Annotated in this window: 11 protein-coding genes and 1 pseudogene; 10 read left to right on the top strand and 2 right to left on the bottom strand. The window is 63.8% G+C overall.

All coding sequences use genetic code 11. The features are described from left to right. The first annotated feature begins 99 nt into the window (after positions 1-99). Both FJ434_RS23755 and FJ434_RS23750 read left to right on the top strand, forming a co-directional pair. Positions 100-1,224, top strand: coding sequence for a DUF2333 family protein (locus FJ434_RS23755; protein WP_027143407.1), 1,125 nt, complete (start codon positions 100-102; stop codon positions 1,222-1,224). A 312-nt stretch (positions 1,225-1,536) separates the two neighbouring features. Further along, on the top strand, positions 1,537-3,216 hold the full coding sequence (locus FJ434_RS23750) for a formate--tetrahydrofolate ligase (protein WP_140712518.1): 1,680 nt from the start codon (positions 1,537-1,539) through the stop codon (positions 3,214-3,216). A 64-nt stretch (positions 3,217-3,280) separates the two neighbouring features. Here the strand turns inward: FJ434_RS23750 and FJ434_RS23745 are convergent, their stop codons facing one another. Continuing rightward, positions 3,281-3,925 (bottom strand): cysteine hydrolase family protein, encoded by a 645-nt coding sequence (locus tag FJ434_RS23745; protein ID WP_140751309.1) that lies wholly within the window; start codon positions 3,923-3,925, stop codon positions 3,281-3,283. 126 nt (positions 3,926-4,051) lie between these two features. Here FJ434_RS23745 and FJ434_RS23740 point away from each other — a divergent pair, with 126 nt between their 5' ends. After that, the gene (locus FJ434_RS23740) at positions 4,052-5,080 is read left to right on the top strand and encodes a helix-turn-helix domain-containing protein (protein WP_140751311.1); all 1,029 of its coding nucleotides are present in this window, start codon (positions 4,052-4,054) and stop codon (positions 5,078-5,080) included. On the opposite strand, the gene FJ434_RS23735 is transcribed toward FJ434_RS23740, so the two are convergent. Beyond that, the gene (locus tag FJ434_RS23735; RefSeq protein WP_140751313.1) at positions 5,067-5,624 is read right to left on the bottom strand and encodes a sugar O-acetyltransferase; all 558 of its coding nucleotides are present in this window, start codon (positions 5,622-5,624) and stop codon (positions 5,067-5,069) included. The genes FJ434_RS23740 and FJ434_RS23735 overlap by 14 nt on opposite strands. 244 nt (positions 5,625-5,868) lie before the next feature. On the opposite strand from FJ434_RS23735, the pseudogene FJ434_RS23730 reads away from it, so the two are divergent. The 7 genes and pseudogenes from FJ434_RS23730 (at position 5,869) to FJ434_RS23700 (ending at position 14,379) form a co-directional block, all read left to right on the top strand. Continuing rightward, a pseudogene (locus FJ434_RS23730) lies at positions 5,869-6,515 on the top strand (glutathione S-transferase family protein). A 112-nt stretch (positions 6,516-6,627) separates the two neighbouring features. Then, positions 6,628-7,089: a DUF4126 domain-containing protein gene (locus FJ434_RS23725; RefSeq protein ID WP_140751315.1), complete on the top strand. Its 462-nt coding sequence runs from the start codon at positions 6,628-6,630 to the stop codon at positions 7,087-7,089. Then, positions 7,086-8,462, top strand: a complete 1,377-nt coding sequence (locus tag FJ434_RS23720) for an FAD-containing oxidoreductase (RefSeq protein ID WP_140751317.1) — start codon at positions 7,086-7,088, stop codon at positions 8,460-8,462. Before FJ434_RS23725 ends, FJ434_RS23720 begins: the two co-directional genes overlap by 4 nt. A gap of 170 nt (positions 8,463-8,632) precedes the next feature. Then, positions 8,633-9,811, top strand: a complete 1,179-nt coding sequence (locus FJ434_RS23715; protein WP_140751319.1) for an MFS transporter — start codon at positions 8,633-8,635, stop codon at positions 9,809-9,811. A gap of 150 nt (positions 9,812-9,961) precedes the next feature. Further along, on the top strand, positions 9,962-11,017 hold the full coding sequence (locus tag FJ434_RS23710; RefSeq protein WP_140751321.1) for a succinylglutamate desuccinylase/aspartoacylase family protein: 1,056 nt from the start codon (positions 9,962-9,964) through the stop codon (positions 11,015-11,017). Positions 11,018-11,236: 219 nt separating this feature from the next. Further along, positions 11,237-13,426: an anthranilate synthase gene (locus tag FJ434_RS23705; protein ID WP_140751323.1), complete on the top strand. Its 2,190-nt coding sequence runs from the start codon at positions 11,237-11,239 to the stop codon at positions 13,424-13,426. Between the two features lie 5 nt (positions 13,427-13,431). Beyond that, positions 13,432-14,379 carry a cation diffusion facilitator family transporter gene (locus tag FJ434_RS23700; RefSeq protein ID WP_140504840.1) on the top strand — a complete coding sequence of 316 codons (948 nt, stop codon included), beginning with the start codon at positions 13,432-13,434 and terminating at the stop codon, positions 14,377-14,379. Positions 14,380-14,450 lie beyond the last annotated feature (71 nt).

Here is a 14,450-nt window from a genome sequence, read left to right as displayed (position 1 = left end):
ATGAGCCGTCATTCCGTTCTAACTTGTTGTTTTGGTGCATGATGTCATCCAAAAAGTCTGCAACTTTTTGGATGACATGTTTGAGGGGGTGATACAGCCATGCTCGATCCGATCGTGAATTTCTTCACCCGGATTTTCCAGTGGATCGGCCGCGGCATCGGTCTTCTGATCGGCGTGATCCTGTGGCCCTTCATGTGGGCCGGCCGCTGGTACACGCAGCGCGGCTGGATCCTCAAGGCGATAGTCGGCCTCGCCGTGCTGGTGCTGATCGGCCTTTACGCAAACTTCTTCTACGCCACCCAGTGGTGGAACAACTTCAACCCGAACTACCCGGACACCTATACTTTCGAGAAGCGCAACGTTTCCGCCGGTGAGCAGGTGGCTGCCGGCGCCGGCACCGACACGGCCAAGACCTGCGGCAACTCCGGCATCGCCCAGGTGGCGGCCGACCTGACCGACTTCAACGTCAACCAGAACGCCTGGATCTCGTCGATGATCCTCTACAAGCTCGGCCTGTTCGGCATCGACTGGGACAACACTCCCTGGATGGACAACAAGGCCTCTTTCCAGCGCGGCATCAACCAGGCGGTGCGACGTACGGCGACCGAGCTTGCCGACAATCTCGGCCGCGTACGTACGACCTCGCAGATCGATGCCGACCTGCAGGACGCGCGCGGCAATCTGCAGTTCGACGAGTATACCTGGTACTTCGGCGTGAGCCCGTTTGGACCGAAGACGCCGACGCCGAGCTACTATCGCGACGCGGTGCGCAAGCTGCGTTCGTTCAATGCCCGGCTTGCCACCTGCCAGGCCACTTTCGATGCCCGCGCCGACAATTTGAAGCAGTATATCGACCGCATCGCCAGTGACATCGGCTCAACGTCCGCAATCCTCAAGGAGCGCGCCGAGAACCACAACAATGGCTGGTTCGACACCCGCGCCGACGACCGCTACTGGTTCGCCTATGGCCAGCTTTATGCCTATTACGGCCTGATGAAAGGCGCCCAGGCCGACTTCGAGAACGTCATCAAGGAAAAGCACCTGCAGAGCCTTTGGGATACGATGGACGCGCAGTTCGTGTCGGCCCTGCGTATCCAGCCCTTCATCATCGCCAACGGTCGCGAGGATGGCTGGCTGCTGCCGACCCATCTGACGACGATGGGCTTCTACGTGCTTCGGGTGCGCTCCAACATGGTCGAAATCAGCAACGTGCTGACGCAGTAGCGCTGTCCCACCGCAACACCAGCGATGGCGAATTTGCGCCGTCGCGTCTGTCGCATTCCGTGCATTGTGCGGCTGTTTTGAGACGGCGGAAGCGCCCCTGCTCTGGCTTCTATACGGCGCGGCAAGCGGAGCCATAAAGAACCGGGAATAGGCCGGCCCGCCGCAGAGGAATTTTCTCTTTAGGAAACATAGTTGCATGAAAGTTGACGCCGCCGCAGCGACAGGGTTAGATGCCCCGCGCGTCCGGCTCCAGCCTTCTTGTGAGTAAGATCAACCCGTCCCCTCCACCGTCCAATCCAGAGGAACGCCGTCATGGCCGAAGTGAAGTCCGACATCGAGATCGCGCGTGGCGCCAGGAAAAAGCAGATCCAGGAGATCGGCAAGAAGATCGGCATCCCGACCGAACATCTGCTGCCCTACGGCCACGACAAGGCCAAGATCTCAGCAGAATTCATCAAGTCGGTGAAGGGCAACAAGGACGGCAAGCTGATCCTCGTCACCGCCATCAACCCGACGCCGGCCGGCGAAGGCAAGACCACCACCACCGTCGGCCTTGGCGACGGCCTGAACCGCATTGGCAAGAAGGCGATCGTCTGCATCCGCGAGGCTTCGCTTGGCCCGAATTTCGGCGTCAAGGGCGGTGCCGCCGGCGGCGGCTACGCGCAGGTCGTGCCGATGGAAGACATGAACCTCCACTTCACCGGCGACTTCCACGCCATCACCACGGCGCACAATCTTCTGTCGGCTCTGATCGACAACCACATCTACTGGGGCAATGAACTCGGCATCGACACCCGCCGCGTCGTGTGGCGCCGCGTCATGGACATGAACGACCGGGCGCTGCGCGAGATCATCTGCTCGCTCGGCGGCGTCGCCAACGGGTTTCCGCGCGAAGCCGGCTTCGACATCACCGTCGCCTCGGAAGTGATGGCTATCTTGTGCCTTGCCACCGACCTGAAGGACCTGGAAAAGCGCCTTGGCGACATCATTGTCGCCTACCGCCGCGACAAGTCGCCGGTCTATGCCCGCGACCTCAAGGCCGACGGCGCCATGGCTGTCCTGCTCAAGGACGCCATGCAGCCCAACCTCGTGCAGACGCTGGAGAACAATCCGGCCTTCGTGCATGGCGGCCCGTTCGCCAACATCGCGCATGGCTGCAACTCGGTCGTCGCCACCACGACGGCGCTGAAGCTCGCCGACTATGTCGTCACCGAAGCCGGCTTCGGCGCCGACCTGGGTGCCGAGAAATTCTTCGACATCAAGTGCCGCAAGGCGGGCCTGAAACCGGCGGCGGCCGTCATCGTCGCCACCGTGCGCGCCATGAAGATGAATGGCGGCGTCAAGAAGGAAGACCTCGGCAAGGAAAACGTCGAGGCGGTGAAAAAGGGCTGCGCCAATCTTGGCCGCCACATCGAGAACATCAGGCAGTTCGGCGTGCCGGCGGTGGTTGCCATCAATCACTTCTACTCCGACACCGATGCCGAGATCCAGGCGATGAAGGACTATGTCGCCTCGATGGGCGAAGAGGCGATCCTGTGCAAGCACTGGGCCAGGGGCTCCGCCGGCATCGAGGATCTCGCTAACAAGGTGGTGGCGCTGGCCGAATCCGGCGCCTCGCAGTTCGCGCCGCTCTATCCCGACGCCATGCCGCTGTTCGAGAAGATCAACACAATCGTCCAGCGCATCTATCGCGGCTCGGAAGCCATCGCCGACAAGTCGGTGCGAGATCAGCTCAAGGTCTGGGAAGAGGCAGGCTATGGCAATTTGCCGGTCTGCATGGCCAAGACCCAGTATTCCTTTTCGACCGATCCGAACCTGCGCGGCGCGCCGACCGGCCACACCGTGCCGGTGCGTGAGGTCAGGCTTTCGGCGGGCGCGGGCTTCGTCGTCATCATCTGCGGCGAGGTCATGACCATGCCCGGCCTGCCAAAGGCGCCATCCTCGGAAAAGATCTTCCTCAACGAGGCCGGCCAGATCGAAGGCCTGTTCTGATATTGTCCCGATAATTAAGAAGGGCGCCGCATCGCTGCGGCGCCCTTTTTGTTTGCCGATCGTCCTACGCGGCGCTGCGCGCCAGCGCCCGCTGGTTGGACGCATGGATCGTGTCGCGTTCCGGCAGCGCGCCGGTCTTGAGGCAGTCGATCCATTCGGAGGTCTTGAGCACCGCGGCGAAACGCGACTGCAGGATGATGCTCACCACGCGATGGATCTCCTCTGCAGAGGCATAGCCGGCGCTGTTGGCGTAAGGCACCGAGCCGGTCGCGTCGGACAGGAACTCGACCGCGAAGCCCATATGCACGGCGTGGATGATGGTCGACAGGTCGCAATTATGCGTCATGTAACCGATGACCGCGATCGTATCGACGGCATTGGCGCGCAGCCAGTCCTCGAGGTCGGTGCCGGTGAAGGCGCTCGGCAAATTCTTCTCGACATAATGGTCGCGGCCACGCTTGGCGATCTCCGGATGCAGTTCGCCGCCATGGCTGCCCTTGGCGAAGATCGGCGACGTCTCGGGCGCCATCTGCTTGACGACCACCACCTTGATGCCTGCGGACGCCGCGGCGTCCATCGCGCGCGCCACGTTGACGACGCTGTCGCGGAACGGCGGATGCTGGATGGCCAGATTGCCGCCGTCATAGTCGTTCTGGACGTCGATGACGACGAGCGCGCGGCGCGGCGCGGCGTTGGCTGGGTCAGACATAATGTTTCCTTTCAGGCTTGAATGCGATGGGCCGAAAATAGCCTGCTGGCTTACGTGCCAACAGTGTCCCGATTGACATCATCCGAAAGAATTGGGACAATCCAAGCTCTTACTGGAAACGCTCCCATGACCACTCCCATCATCGCCGTCCTCGCCTTCGACGGCATCAGCCCGTTCCATCTCTCCGTGCCTTGCCTGGTGTTCGGCGCGGACCGCACCAACCTCGGCCTGCCACGCTTCGACTTCCGTGTCTGCGGGGTCGAGGAAGGGCTGATCCGGACCGATGCCGGCCTGAGCATCCTGGTCCCGCACGGGCTTGCCGCGCTCGAAGACGCCGATATCGTCATCATCCCGAGCTGGAAGGATCTCGAAGCACCTCTGGTAAAACCGATCGAGGAAGCGCTCCGCCGCGCCCACCGGCGCGGCGCGCTGATCGTCGGCCTGTGTCTCGGCACCTTTGCCCTCGCCGCCGCCGGCCTGCTCTCGGGACGGAAGGCGACCACGCATTGGGCCTATACTGAGAAGTTGCAGGCCCTTCATCCCGACATTTCAGTCGATGCCGACGTGCTCTACGTCGACGATGGCGACATCGTCACCTCCGCCGGCGTCGCCGCCGGGCTGGACTGCTGCCTGCACATCGTGCGTGCCCGCTATGGCGCCGAGGCGGCACTGCGGCTCGCCCGGCACGTCGTGCTTTCGCCGCACCGGCAGGGCGGACAGGCGCAGTTCATCGAGCGTCCCGTGGCAAAAAGCGCCAATGCCGACCGTTTCACCGAGGCGCTCGACGCGGTTCGCGCGACATCGGGCGAAACGCACAGCCTCGACAGCGTCGCCGACGCCGCAGGCCTGACACGGCGCACTTTCACCCGCCGTTTTCAGAAATCGATCGGCACCAGTTTTGGCGATTGGCTGACCAGCCAGCGGATCGAACTGGCGCAACGGCTGCTGGAAACCACGGACAAATCGATCGAGATCGTGGCTTTCGAGGCCGGCTTCGGCAGCGCCACATCGCTGCGCCAGCACTTTTCCGCACGGCTCCGGACCTCGCCGGCGCAATACCGGCGTGAATTTTCCAGGCGGGCCGATGTCGGCGAGCGCATGGCGCACCTCCCGGCTGCATTGATTGGGCACGTGAGCGCACTCAGCCCCGACTGACCACCCGCGCCGGATTGCCGACCACCGTCGTGTTCGCCGCCACGTCGCGCGTCACCACCGCCCCGGCGCCGACAATGGCGCCTTCGCCGATGCTGACGCCGCCAAGGATGACCGCGCTGCCGCCGATCCAGGCATTGTCGCCGATCGTGACCGGCTTGGCGATCTCCAGTCCCGCCTGCCGCCCTGCCGGCTCCTTGTGGTGCTCGGCACAATAAATCTGCACATTGGGGCCAAGCAGCGTCCCCTTGCCGATGCGCACCGGCGCGGTGTCGAGAATAGTGCAGCCGGCATTGAGGAAAGCGCGGTCGCCGAGAAAAATGTTACATCCGTAGGCACAGTGAAACGGCGCCTCGATCCGGACCCTCTCGCCCACGCCGCCCAGCAGTGTCCGCAGGGCTGGCCCGAGGCTCCCGCGTTGACGGGGCGGGAGCGTATTGTGCTCGAACACGGCATCCGCGGCCAAGCCGCGCAAAACGCCAAGGTCGTCATCCAGGCACGTATACCACTCGCCGGCCGCCTTTTTCGCACGTTCGCTCTGAACCATGGCAGTGCCTCCGTTTGACATCATTGCGAACAGCGCCGAGGCAAGGACCAGGACGTGAACTTATAAACCGGGATAGCGGCTTTACGGAACTGGTCACCGTGCCGTCACGACCTTCGATCGCAAGCGGACATTCGCGATCCACGCCCGGCAATGAAATAGTTCAAAACCACTGTCGATTTCCGGGTAACTCGTTCGTCCTCGATAGGAAGCCGGAGAAATTCGCCCGAGCAAGGAAACGACTGCGATGACAATCACCATCACGGCATTTGAACGATCGCCCGATGGTGGCAAGGGGCTGGCGCGCGATACCCGTGTTCGCTGGGCGCTGGAAGAGGTGAGACAGCCTTACGAGGTTCGTTTTGTTTCCTTTGCGAGGATGAAGGCGCCTGACCATCTGGCTATCCATCCCTTCGGGCAGATCCCCACCTATGAGGAGGGTTCTCTCTCGCTGTTCGAGACCGGCTCGATCGTCTTTCATCTTGCCGAGCAGCATGCGGCCTGTTGCCGAAGGATCGCAATGCCCGCGCCCGCGCGATAACGTGGATGTTTGCCGCACTGAACACCGTCGAGCCGCCGATCCTCGAATTGACCACAGCAAGGATATTCGAAGCTGACAAGCCCTGGAGCGAGGCGCGCTTGCCGCTGGTTAAGGACCGTGTTCGGTCCCGGCTGGACAGCCTCTCGGCTCACCTGGGCGTCGACGACTGGCTCGATGATGCGTTCAGCGCCGGCGACCTGCTGATGGTGTCCGTGCTGCTGCGACTGAGAATATCAGGCATTCTGGACGAATACCAAAACCTGGCCGCCTATGTGGCGCGCGGGGAAGCTCGGCCCGCTTATATCAGAGCCTTCGCCGCGCAATTTGCGGTCAACGCTCCATCAAGCAACTGACTCGCCTCGATCCGCTGTGGCTGCGCTCATGAGTGTGCGGCCTAGCCAAATATCCGACCTATGGTAGCTTGCCGTTTCAGGGCTCTTCCGGCCCGGCATCGAGGGGATCGGCATGCTCTACATTCTTACACTTCTGATCGGCTTCGTTGCCGGCCTGCGCGCCATGACGGCACCTGCCGCCATCGCCTGGGGCGCCTATCTCGGCTGGCTTCCGGTTGCCGGCACCTGGGCGAGCTTCATGAGCCATTGGGCGGCAGTCGGCATCTTCACAATCCTGGCCATTGTCGAACTGGTCACCGATCAGCTGCCGTCGACGCCAAGCCGCAAAGTGCCGCAGCAGTTCGGCGCCCGCATCCTGCTCGGCGCCTTTTCCGGCGCGGTGCTCGGCGCGGCCGGCGGCGCCACCATCGTCTGCCTGATCGCCGGCGCCATCGGCGCGGTCATAGGCACGCTGGGCGGTGCCGAAGCGCGAGGCCGGCTGGCGGCCGCTTTCGGCAAGGACCAGCCCGCGGCCTTCATCGAGGACGCGGTGGCGATTGTCGGCGGCCTGCTGATCGTGGCGGCGGTGGCATGACGGCGAAAACCTTCGACACCATCATCATCGGCGCTGGCCAGGCGGGGCCGCCCCTGGCGGGCCGCCTGACGGCCGCGGGCATGAGCGTGGCGCTGATCGAGCGCAAGCTGGTCGGCGGCACCTGCGTCAACACCGGCTGCATGCCGACCAAAACCATGGTCGCCAGCGCCTATGCCGCGCATCTGACGCGGCGTGCCGCCGACTATGGCGTGACACTCCCCGGCCCCGTCGGCGTCGATTATAGCAGGATCAAGGCGCGCAAGGATAAGGTCACCAACGACGCCCGTGGCAATCTGGAGACCTGGATCGCCGGAATGGAGCGCTGCACGCTCTATCGCGGCCACGCACGCTTCGAATCCGCCAACACGGTGCGTGTCGGCGACGACCTTTTGACCGCCGAAAAGATCTTCCTCAACACGGGCGGCCGCGCCTCGGTGCCGGACCTGCCTGGCATCCACGACATCGACTATCTGACCAACTCGTCGATGATGGATCTCGACGTTTTGCCGCGCCACCTTATCGTCGTCGGCGGCAGCTACGTCTCGCTCGAATTCGCGCAGATGTTCCGCCGCTTCGGCTCGGAAGTTACCGTCATCGAAAAGAGCCCGCGCCTGACCGGCCGCGAGGACGAGGACGTCTCGGCCGCCATCCTGTCGATCCTCGAAAACGAAGGCATCGCGGTCCATGTCGGCGCCGACAACATCGGCTTCGTCAAACATGGTGGGGATATTGCCGTGACCTTCTCCGCCGGCAAGCCGCCCGCGATCGGATCGCATGTGCTGCTGGCGCTGGGCCGAACGCTCAATACCGACGATCTCGGCCTCGACAAGGCGGGCGTCGAGGTCGACAGACGCGGCGCGGTTGTCGTCGACGACCAGCTGCGCACCAGCGTGCCAGGCATCTGGGCGATGGGCGACTGCAACGGCAAGGGCGCCTTCACCCACACCTCCTACAACGATTATGAAATCGTCGCCGCCAATCTGCTCGACAATGATCCGCGCAAGGTCAGTGATCGCATCGAGGCCTACGCACTCTACATCGACCCGCCGCTCGGCCGCTGCGGCATGACCGAGACCGCTGTGAGGAAATCGGGACGTCGCGCGCTGGTCGGCCAGCGGCCGATGACCCGCGTCGGCCGCGCCGTCGAAAAGGGCGAGACGCAAGGTTTCATGAAGATCCTCGTCGATGCCGATACCAGGGAAATCCTCGGCTGCTCGGTGCTTGGCCCCGGCGGCGACGAGGCGGTGCATTGCGTGCTCGACCTGATGTACGCCAAGGCGCCGGTCGACACGCTGGCGCGCGCGATGCACATCCACCCGACGGTTTCGGAACTGCTGCCGACGATAGCCCAGGAACTCAAGCCGCTGGCCTGAGACTGGAGCGGTTCAGCGTTGGCAAACTGCCGAGCCGCTCTACGGGCCCCTCGGCGCCCGTTTTCAATCAGCTCCACGCTTTCTGCATTGCTGCATTGCGGCAATATCTGTTGCGCCCAGTCGGGATCGTCGCGCAGTCTTCAAATTGAACCGATTCAGTCTGGACCCCCATGCCTTTGCCAATCCTTGCGCTTGCCATTGCGTCCTTCTGCATCGGCACCACCGAATTCGTCATCATGGGCCTGCTGCCGGAAATAGCCGCCGATCTGGGCGTGACGATCCCCGCCGCCGGCCTGCTGGTCACCGGCTATGCGCTGGGCGTCGTCTTCGGCGCGCCTGTCGTGGCCATGGCCACCGCGCATTTGCCGCGCAAACCCGTGCTGGTGGGGCTTGCGGCCCTGTTCGTCGTCGGCAATCTCTTCTGCGCCATCGCGCCCAATTACTGGCTGCTGATGGCCGCGCGCGTCTTCACCGCTTTCGGCCATGGCGCCTTCTTCGGCATCGGCTCGGTGGTCGCCGCCAGCCTGGTGCCGCGCAACAAGCGCGCCAGCGCCATCGCGCTGATGTTCGCCGGGCTGACGCTGGCCAATATCCTCGGCGTTCCCGCTGGAACGGCGATTGGCGAAGCCTTTGGCTGGCGGGCCACCTTCCTGGCCGTGGTCGGCATCGGCCTGATCTCGGTCGCGGCCATCGCCTGGCTGGTGCCGTCCGACGTCACGGAACCGAGCGGCGGCGGCCTACGCGCCGAAGTCCGAGTGCTCGGCAAGCTGCAGGTCTGGCTGGCGATGCTGATCGCGGCGCTGACCTCTGCCAGCCTGTTTGCCGTCTTCACCTACATTAAACCCTACCTCACCGACGTGTCGGGCCTGTCGACCGCGGCGGTCACCTGGGTGCTTCTGCTGTTCGGCGCCGGCATGACCATCGGCAACATCATTGGCGGCAGGCTGGCCGACTGGAAACTGATGCCGACGGTGATCGCCACCTTGCTGTTGATGGCCCTGCTGTTCGTCGGCTTCATGCAGTTCGGCGCGATCGCCAGTGTTGCCGTCGGCATCGTCTTCCTGTGGGGCCTGCTCATCTTCGTCGTCGTGCCGCCGCTGCAGATCCGCGTCGTCGAGGCAGCGTCGGAAGGCCCGAACCTTGCCGCCACGTTGAACCAGGGCGCCTTCAACGTCGGCAATGCCGGCGGCGCGTGGATCGGCGGCGTGGCACTGTCCGCGGGCGTTTCCTACGCCAATCTGCCACTGGTCGGCGCGGTGCTCGCCCTGCTGGCGGTCGCCGTCGCGGTGCTGTCGCAGACGCTTGACCGGCGCGCGCCGGTCGCCGCCCTTCGGCCTGCCGCGGAGTAACTGCCTATCGCCCAAAAGTGCGAAGCGGTTTTGGGACAACGACATGCAGCAAGGCAAAAGACTCGCTTGCGCCCATGGCGCGGCGGGCTGGACCAATCGACATCGGCACCTTCACATGGGCATGTCTTCTCGCGCTTGATGGAGGATGTCATGCAGAAATCGATCGAACGCATCGCCGGGGACAGCGAAGGCGTTTCCTACGAATTCCCGGTGTTCCGCTTCGCCGGGGCCGACAAGGCAGCACCTTCGGGCTATCTGCAGGCGGCGCTCCATGCCGGCGAATTGCCTGGCGTCGTCGCCATCGATGCATTGATGCCGATGCTGAACAAAGCCGAGGCCGAAGGTCGCATCAAGGGCAACATCACCATCGTGCCCTGGGCCAACCCGATCGGCCGCGCGCAATATCATTTCGGCGAGCACCAGGGCCGCTTTCATCTGGGCACCCGCACTAATTTCAACCGCGGCTTTCCGCTGCTTGCCGCGCCCGACACCAGGCTTTTGCCGGACGCCTCTTTTGGCGGCGCCGACCAGCGGCTGAAGTCGCGGCTGGTGCAGCTTTCGCTGGGCCACGACATCGTGCTCGACCTGCATTGCGACGATGAGGGCCTTGCCTATCTCTACGTCCACACCAGCCTGTGGCCTGAAATGGCCGATTGCGCCGCCGCCATGAGCGTCGATGCCGTGGTGCTGTGGAGCGAGGACACCGACGGCACCTTCGAAGGCGCTTCGATCATGCCCTACCAGAACGCTGCCGCCGATGTAGCGAAGTTCGACAGGCGCGTCGCCACCACCGTCGAATATCGCGGCATCCTCGATGTCGACGGCGTGCTTGCCTCGGCCGACGCGGCAGGCCTCTACCGGCTGCTGGCGGCGCGCGGCGTGATATCCGACAGCGCCCTGCCCGCGCCCGGCCCGTTCAAGGGTGTCGCGGCACCGCTGGAAAACATCGACATGATGCCGGCACCCCGGGGCGGCGCCGTCCTCTACGACGTGAAGCCTGGCGACCGCGTCACCAGGGGCGCGCGCCTCGCCACCATCGTCCACGCGCCGGGCGAAGCCGACGGCCGCACCGAAGTGTTCGCGCCGCAGGACGGCATCATCCTGACCCGCCGCTCGCGCCGCATCATCCGCGCCGGCGAAGACCTGTTGAAACTGGTCGGCGACAGGAAGAGCACCGACGCCCGGTCGGGTACGCTGGAGGATTAGCCTCCGTCGAATCCAGTTGCGCGGCCGCCCAATCGCCGCTAAGGGAATCGCCATGAACATGCGTTCGATCAAGACCATTTGGTGGTGGGCCTGCTGACAGCGGCCTGTTCGAACGCGTGCGCGTGAAAATAGAGGTGGCCGCAACGGAATGTCCGGGCGGCCATTTGTTTTTCAAAGCCATTCCCGGGTCCGTTGCCCAAGTAGCTGATGGAGACGGCAATGACGTTGAAGGTTCTGGAAACCGGCGCTGAAAGCTTCGTGACGGCGGGTGGCATCACCATCACCCGCGAGCGCCATGGCCGGCCCTATGAAGGTGCGATCGACGCTTATGTCGACGGGCTGAATTCGCGCCGGGGCGCGGTATTTTCCTCGAACTACGAATATCCCGGCCGCTATACGCGCTGGGATACGGCCATCATCGATCCGCCTCTGGTCATCTCCGCACGCGGTCGCGCCATGCGCATTGAGGCGCTGAACGGCCGCGGCGAGGCGCTGCTGCCGGTCATCGGCAGGACACTGGGCGGTCTCGCCGAAGTCACGATCGCCGAGACCACCAAAAAGCTGATCCGCCTCGACGTCGCCAAGCCCGGCCGTGTCTTCACCGAGGAGGAACGCAGCCGCGTTCCCTCCGTCTTCACCGTGCTGCGCGCCATCACCGCTCTGTTCAGGACTGCCGAAGACGCCAATCTCGGCCTCTACGGCGCCTTCGGCTACGACCTTGCCTTCCAGTTCGACCCGGTCGAGCACACGCTCGTTCGCAAGGAAAGCCAGCGCGATCTCGTGCTGTTCCTGCCCGATGAGATCCTGGTCGTCGACCATTATTCGGCCAAGGCCTGGACCGACCGCTACGACTATGCGGGCGAGGGTTTTTCGACCGAAGGCCTGCCGCGCGATCAAATCGCCGAGCCGTTCAAGACCGCCGACCGCATCCCGCCGCGCGGCGACCATGAGCCGGGCGAATACGCCAATCTGGTGCGCCGGGCGATGGACAGCTTCAAGCGCGGCGACCTGTTCGAGGTCGTCCCCGGCCAGATGTTCTACGAACGCTGCGAGACGCAGCCATCCGAGATTTCACGCAAGCTGAAGTCGATCAACCCGTCGCCCTATTCCTTCTTCATCAATCTGGGCGAGAACGAATACCTGATCGGCGCGTCGCCCGAAATGTTCGTGCGCGTCAATGGCCGCCGCGTCGAGACCTGCCCGATCTCCGGCACCATCAAGCGTGGCGACGATGCCATTTCGGACTCTGAGCAGATCATCAAGCTGCTCAACTCCAAGAAGGATGAATCCGAGCTCACAATGTGCTCGGACGTGGACCGCAACGACAAGTCGCGGGTCTGCGATCCAGGTTCGGTGCGCGTCATCGGCCGCCGCCAGATCGAGATGTATTCGCGCCTGATCCATACGGTCGATCACATAGAGGGCCGGCTGCGCGAAGGCATGGACGCTTTCGACGCGTTTCTGTCGCATGCCTGGGCGGTCACGGTCACCGGCGCGCCGAAACTATGGGCGATGCGCTTCATCGAGCAGAACGAGAAGAGCCCGCGCGCCTGGTATGGCGGCGCCATCGGCATGGTCAACTTCAACGGCGACATGAACACCGGGCTCACCTTGCGCACCATCCGCATCAAGGACGGCATCGCCGAGGTGCGCGCCGGCGCTACATTACTCTTCGACAGCGTTCCCGAGGAAGAAGAAGCTGAAACCGAACTGAAGGCATCCGCCATGCTCTCCGCCATCCGCGACGCCAAGATGGGCAATTCGACCAGCACCGAGCGCACCACGGCGCGCGTCGGCGACGGCGTCAACATCCTGCTGGTCGACCATGAGGACAGCTTCGTCCACACGCTGGCCAACTACTTCCGCCAGACCGGCGCCAATGTCTCGACCGTGCGCACGCCGGTGCCGGAGGAAGTCTTCGAGCGGCTGAAGCCCGACCTCGTCGTGCTGTCGCCCGGACCCGGCACGCCCAAGGATTTCGACTGCGCGGCGACCATCAGACGAGCGCGCGCCCGCGACCTGCCGATCTTCGGCGTCTGCCTTGGCCTGCAGGCATTGGCCGAAGCCTATGGCGGCGAACTCAGGCAATTGCACATTCCCATGCACGGCAAGCCGTCGCGTATCCGCGTCTCGAAGCCGGGCATCATTTTCTCCGGCCTGCCCAAGGAAGTCACCGTCGGCCGCTACCACTCGATCTTCGCCGATCCGGTGCGCCTGCCTGACGATTTCGTGGTCACGGCCGAGACCGAGGACGGCGTCATCATGGCCTTCGAGCACCGCAAGGAGCCGATTGCCGCGGTGCAGTTCCACCCGGAATCGATCATGACGCTCGGCCACAATGCCGGCATGCGCATCATCGAGAACATCGTCGCCCACCTGCCGCGCAAGGCCAAGGAAAAGGCAGCCTGACGGTAATGGCCGAAGCCGAGAACACCATGGCGATCGCGGCGAAAACCGCCGCGAAGCGCAAGGTCGCCAACCTCGCCTTCTGGTCGATCGTGGTCGCCTTTGTCGTGCTCGCGCTCAAGGCCGCCGCCTGGTACGTGACCGGATCCGTCGCGCTCTATTCGGACGCGCTGGAATCGATCGTCAATGTCATTGCCTCGATGGCCGCCTTCTGGGCGATCCAGGTCAGCTACAAGCCGGCCGACCAGGATCACCCTTTCGGCCATCACAAGGCCGAGTATTTCTCGGCCGTGCTCGAAGGCGTGCTGATCGTGGTCGCCGCGCTTTTGATCCTGAGCGAGGTCTGGCGCTCCTGGCAGACCCCGGCCCCACTCGAACAGCCTTGGGAAGGCCTTGCCGTCAACGGCGTCGCCACCGCCATCAATGCTTTCTGGGCCTGGACGCTGATCCGCGCGGGCCGAGCCGAAAAGTCACCGGCGCTGGTCGCCGATGGCAACCACATCATGACCGATGTGGTGACCTCGGTTGGCGTCTTCGGCGGCCTGGTCGGAGCGATCCTGACCGGCTGGCAGATTCTCGACCCGGCATTGGCCGTCATCGTCGCGCTCAACATCCTGTGGCAGGGCTGGCATGTCATCGGCTCGTCGATGAATGGCCTGATGGATCGCGCCGTCGATACGGCGGAGCACATGCGCATCCGCGACATCATCTCGGCCAATTGCAAGGGCGCTCTGGAGGTGCATGATCTCAAGACCCGCATCGCCGGCCGCGCTACCTTCATCGAGTTCCATCTTGTCGTCGATGCAGACATGTCGGTTGGCGCCAGCCATATCATCTGCGACCGCATCGAGGACGCGCTGAAGGCCGACATTCCCTCGGTGCGGGTGACCATCCATGTCGAGCCCGACGACGAGGCCAAGCTGCCCAAGGGCACGACCGCAGTGCCGTTTGCTTGATGCGGTTAGAACGGCTGGAAGATTGGCCGAAGCCCTTCCTCCTTCGTCATCCTGGGGCGAAGCAGGAGCGA

It is taken from the genome of Mesorhizobium sp. B2-5-13 (assembly GCF_006440535.1).
GTDB classification, from domain to species: Bacteria; Pseudomonadota; Alphaproteobacteria; order Rhizobiales; family Rhizobiaceae; genus Mesorhizobium; species Mesorhizobium salmacidum.
Note: the sequence above shows the minus strand (reverse complement) of the source record. Positions and strands in the feature narration are given on the sequence as shown.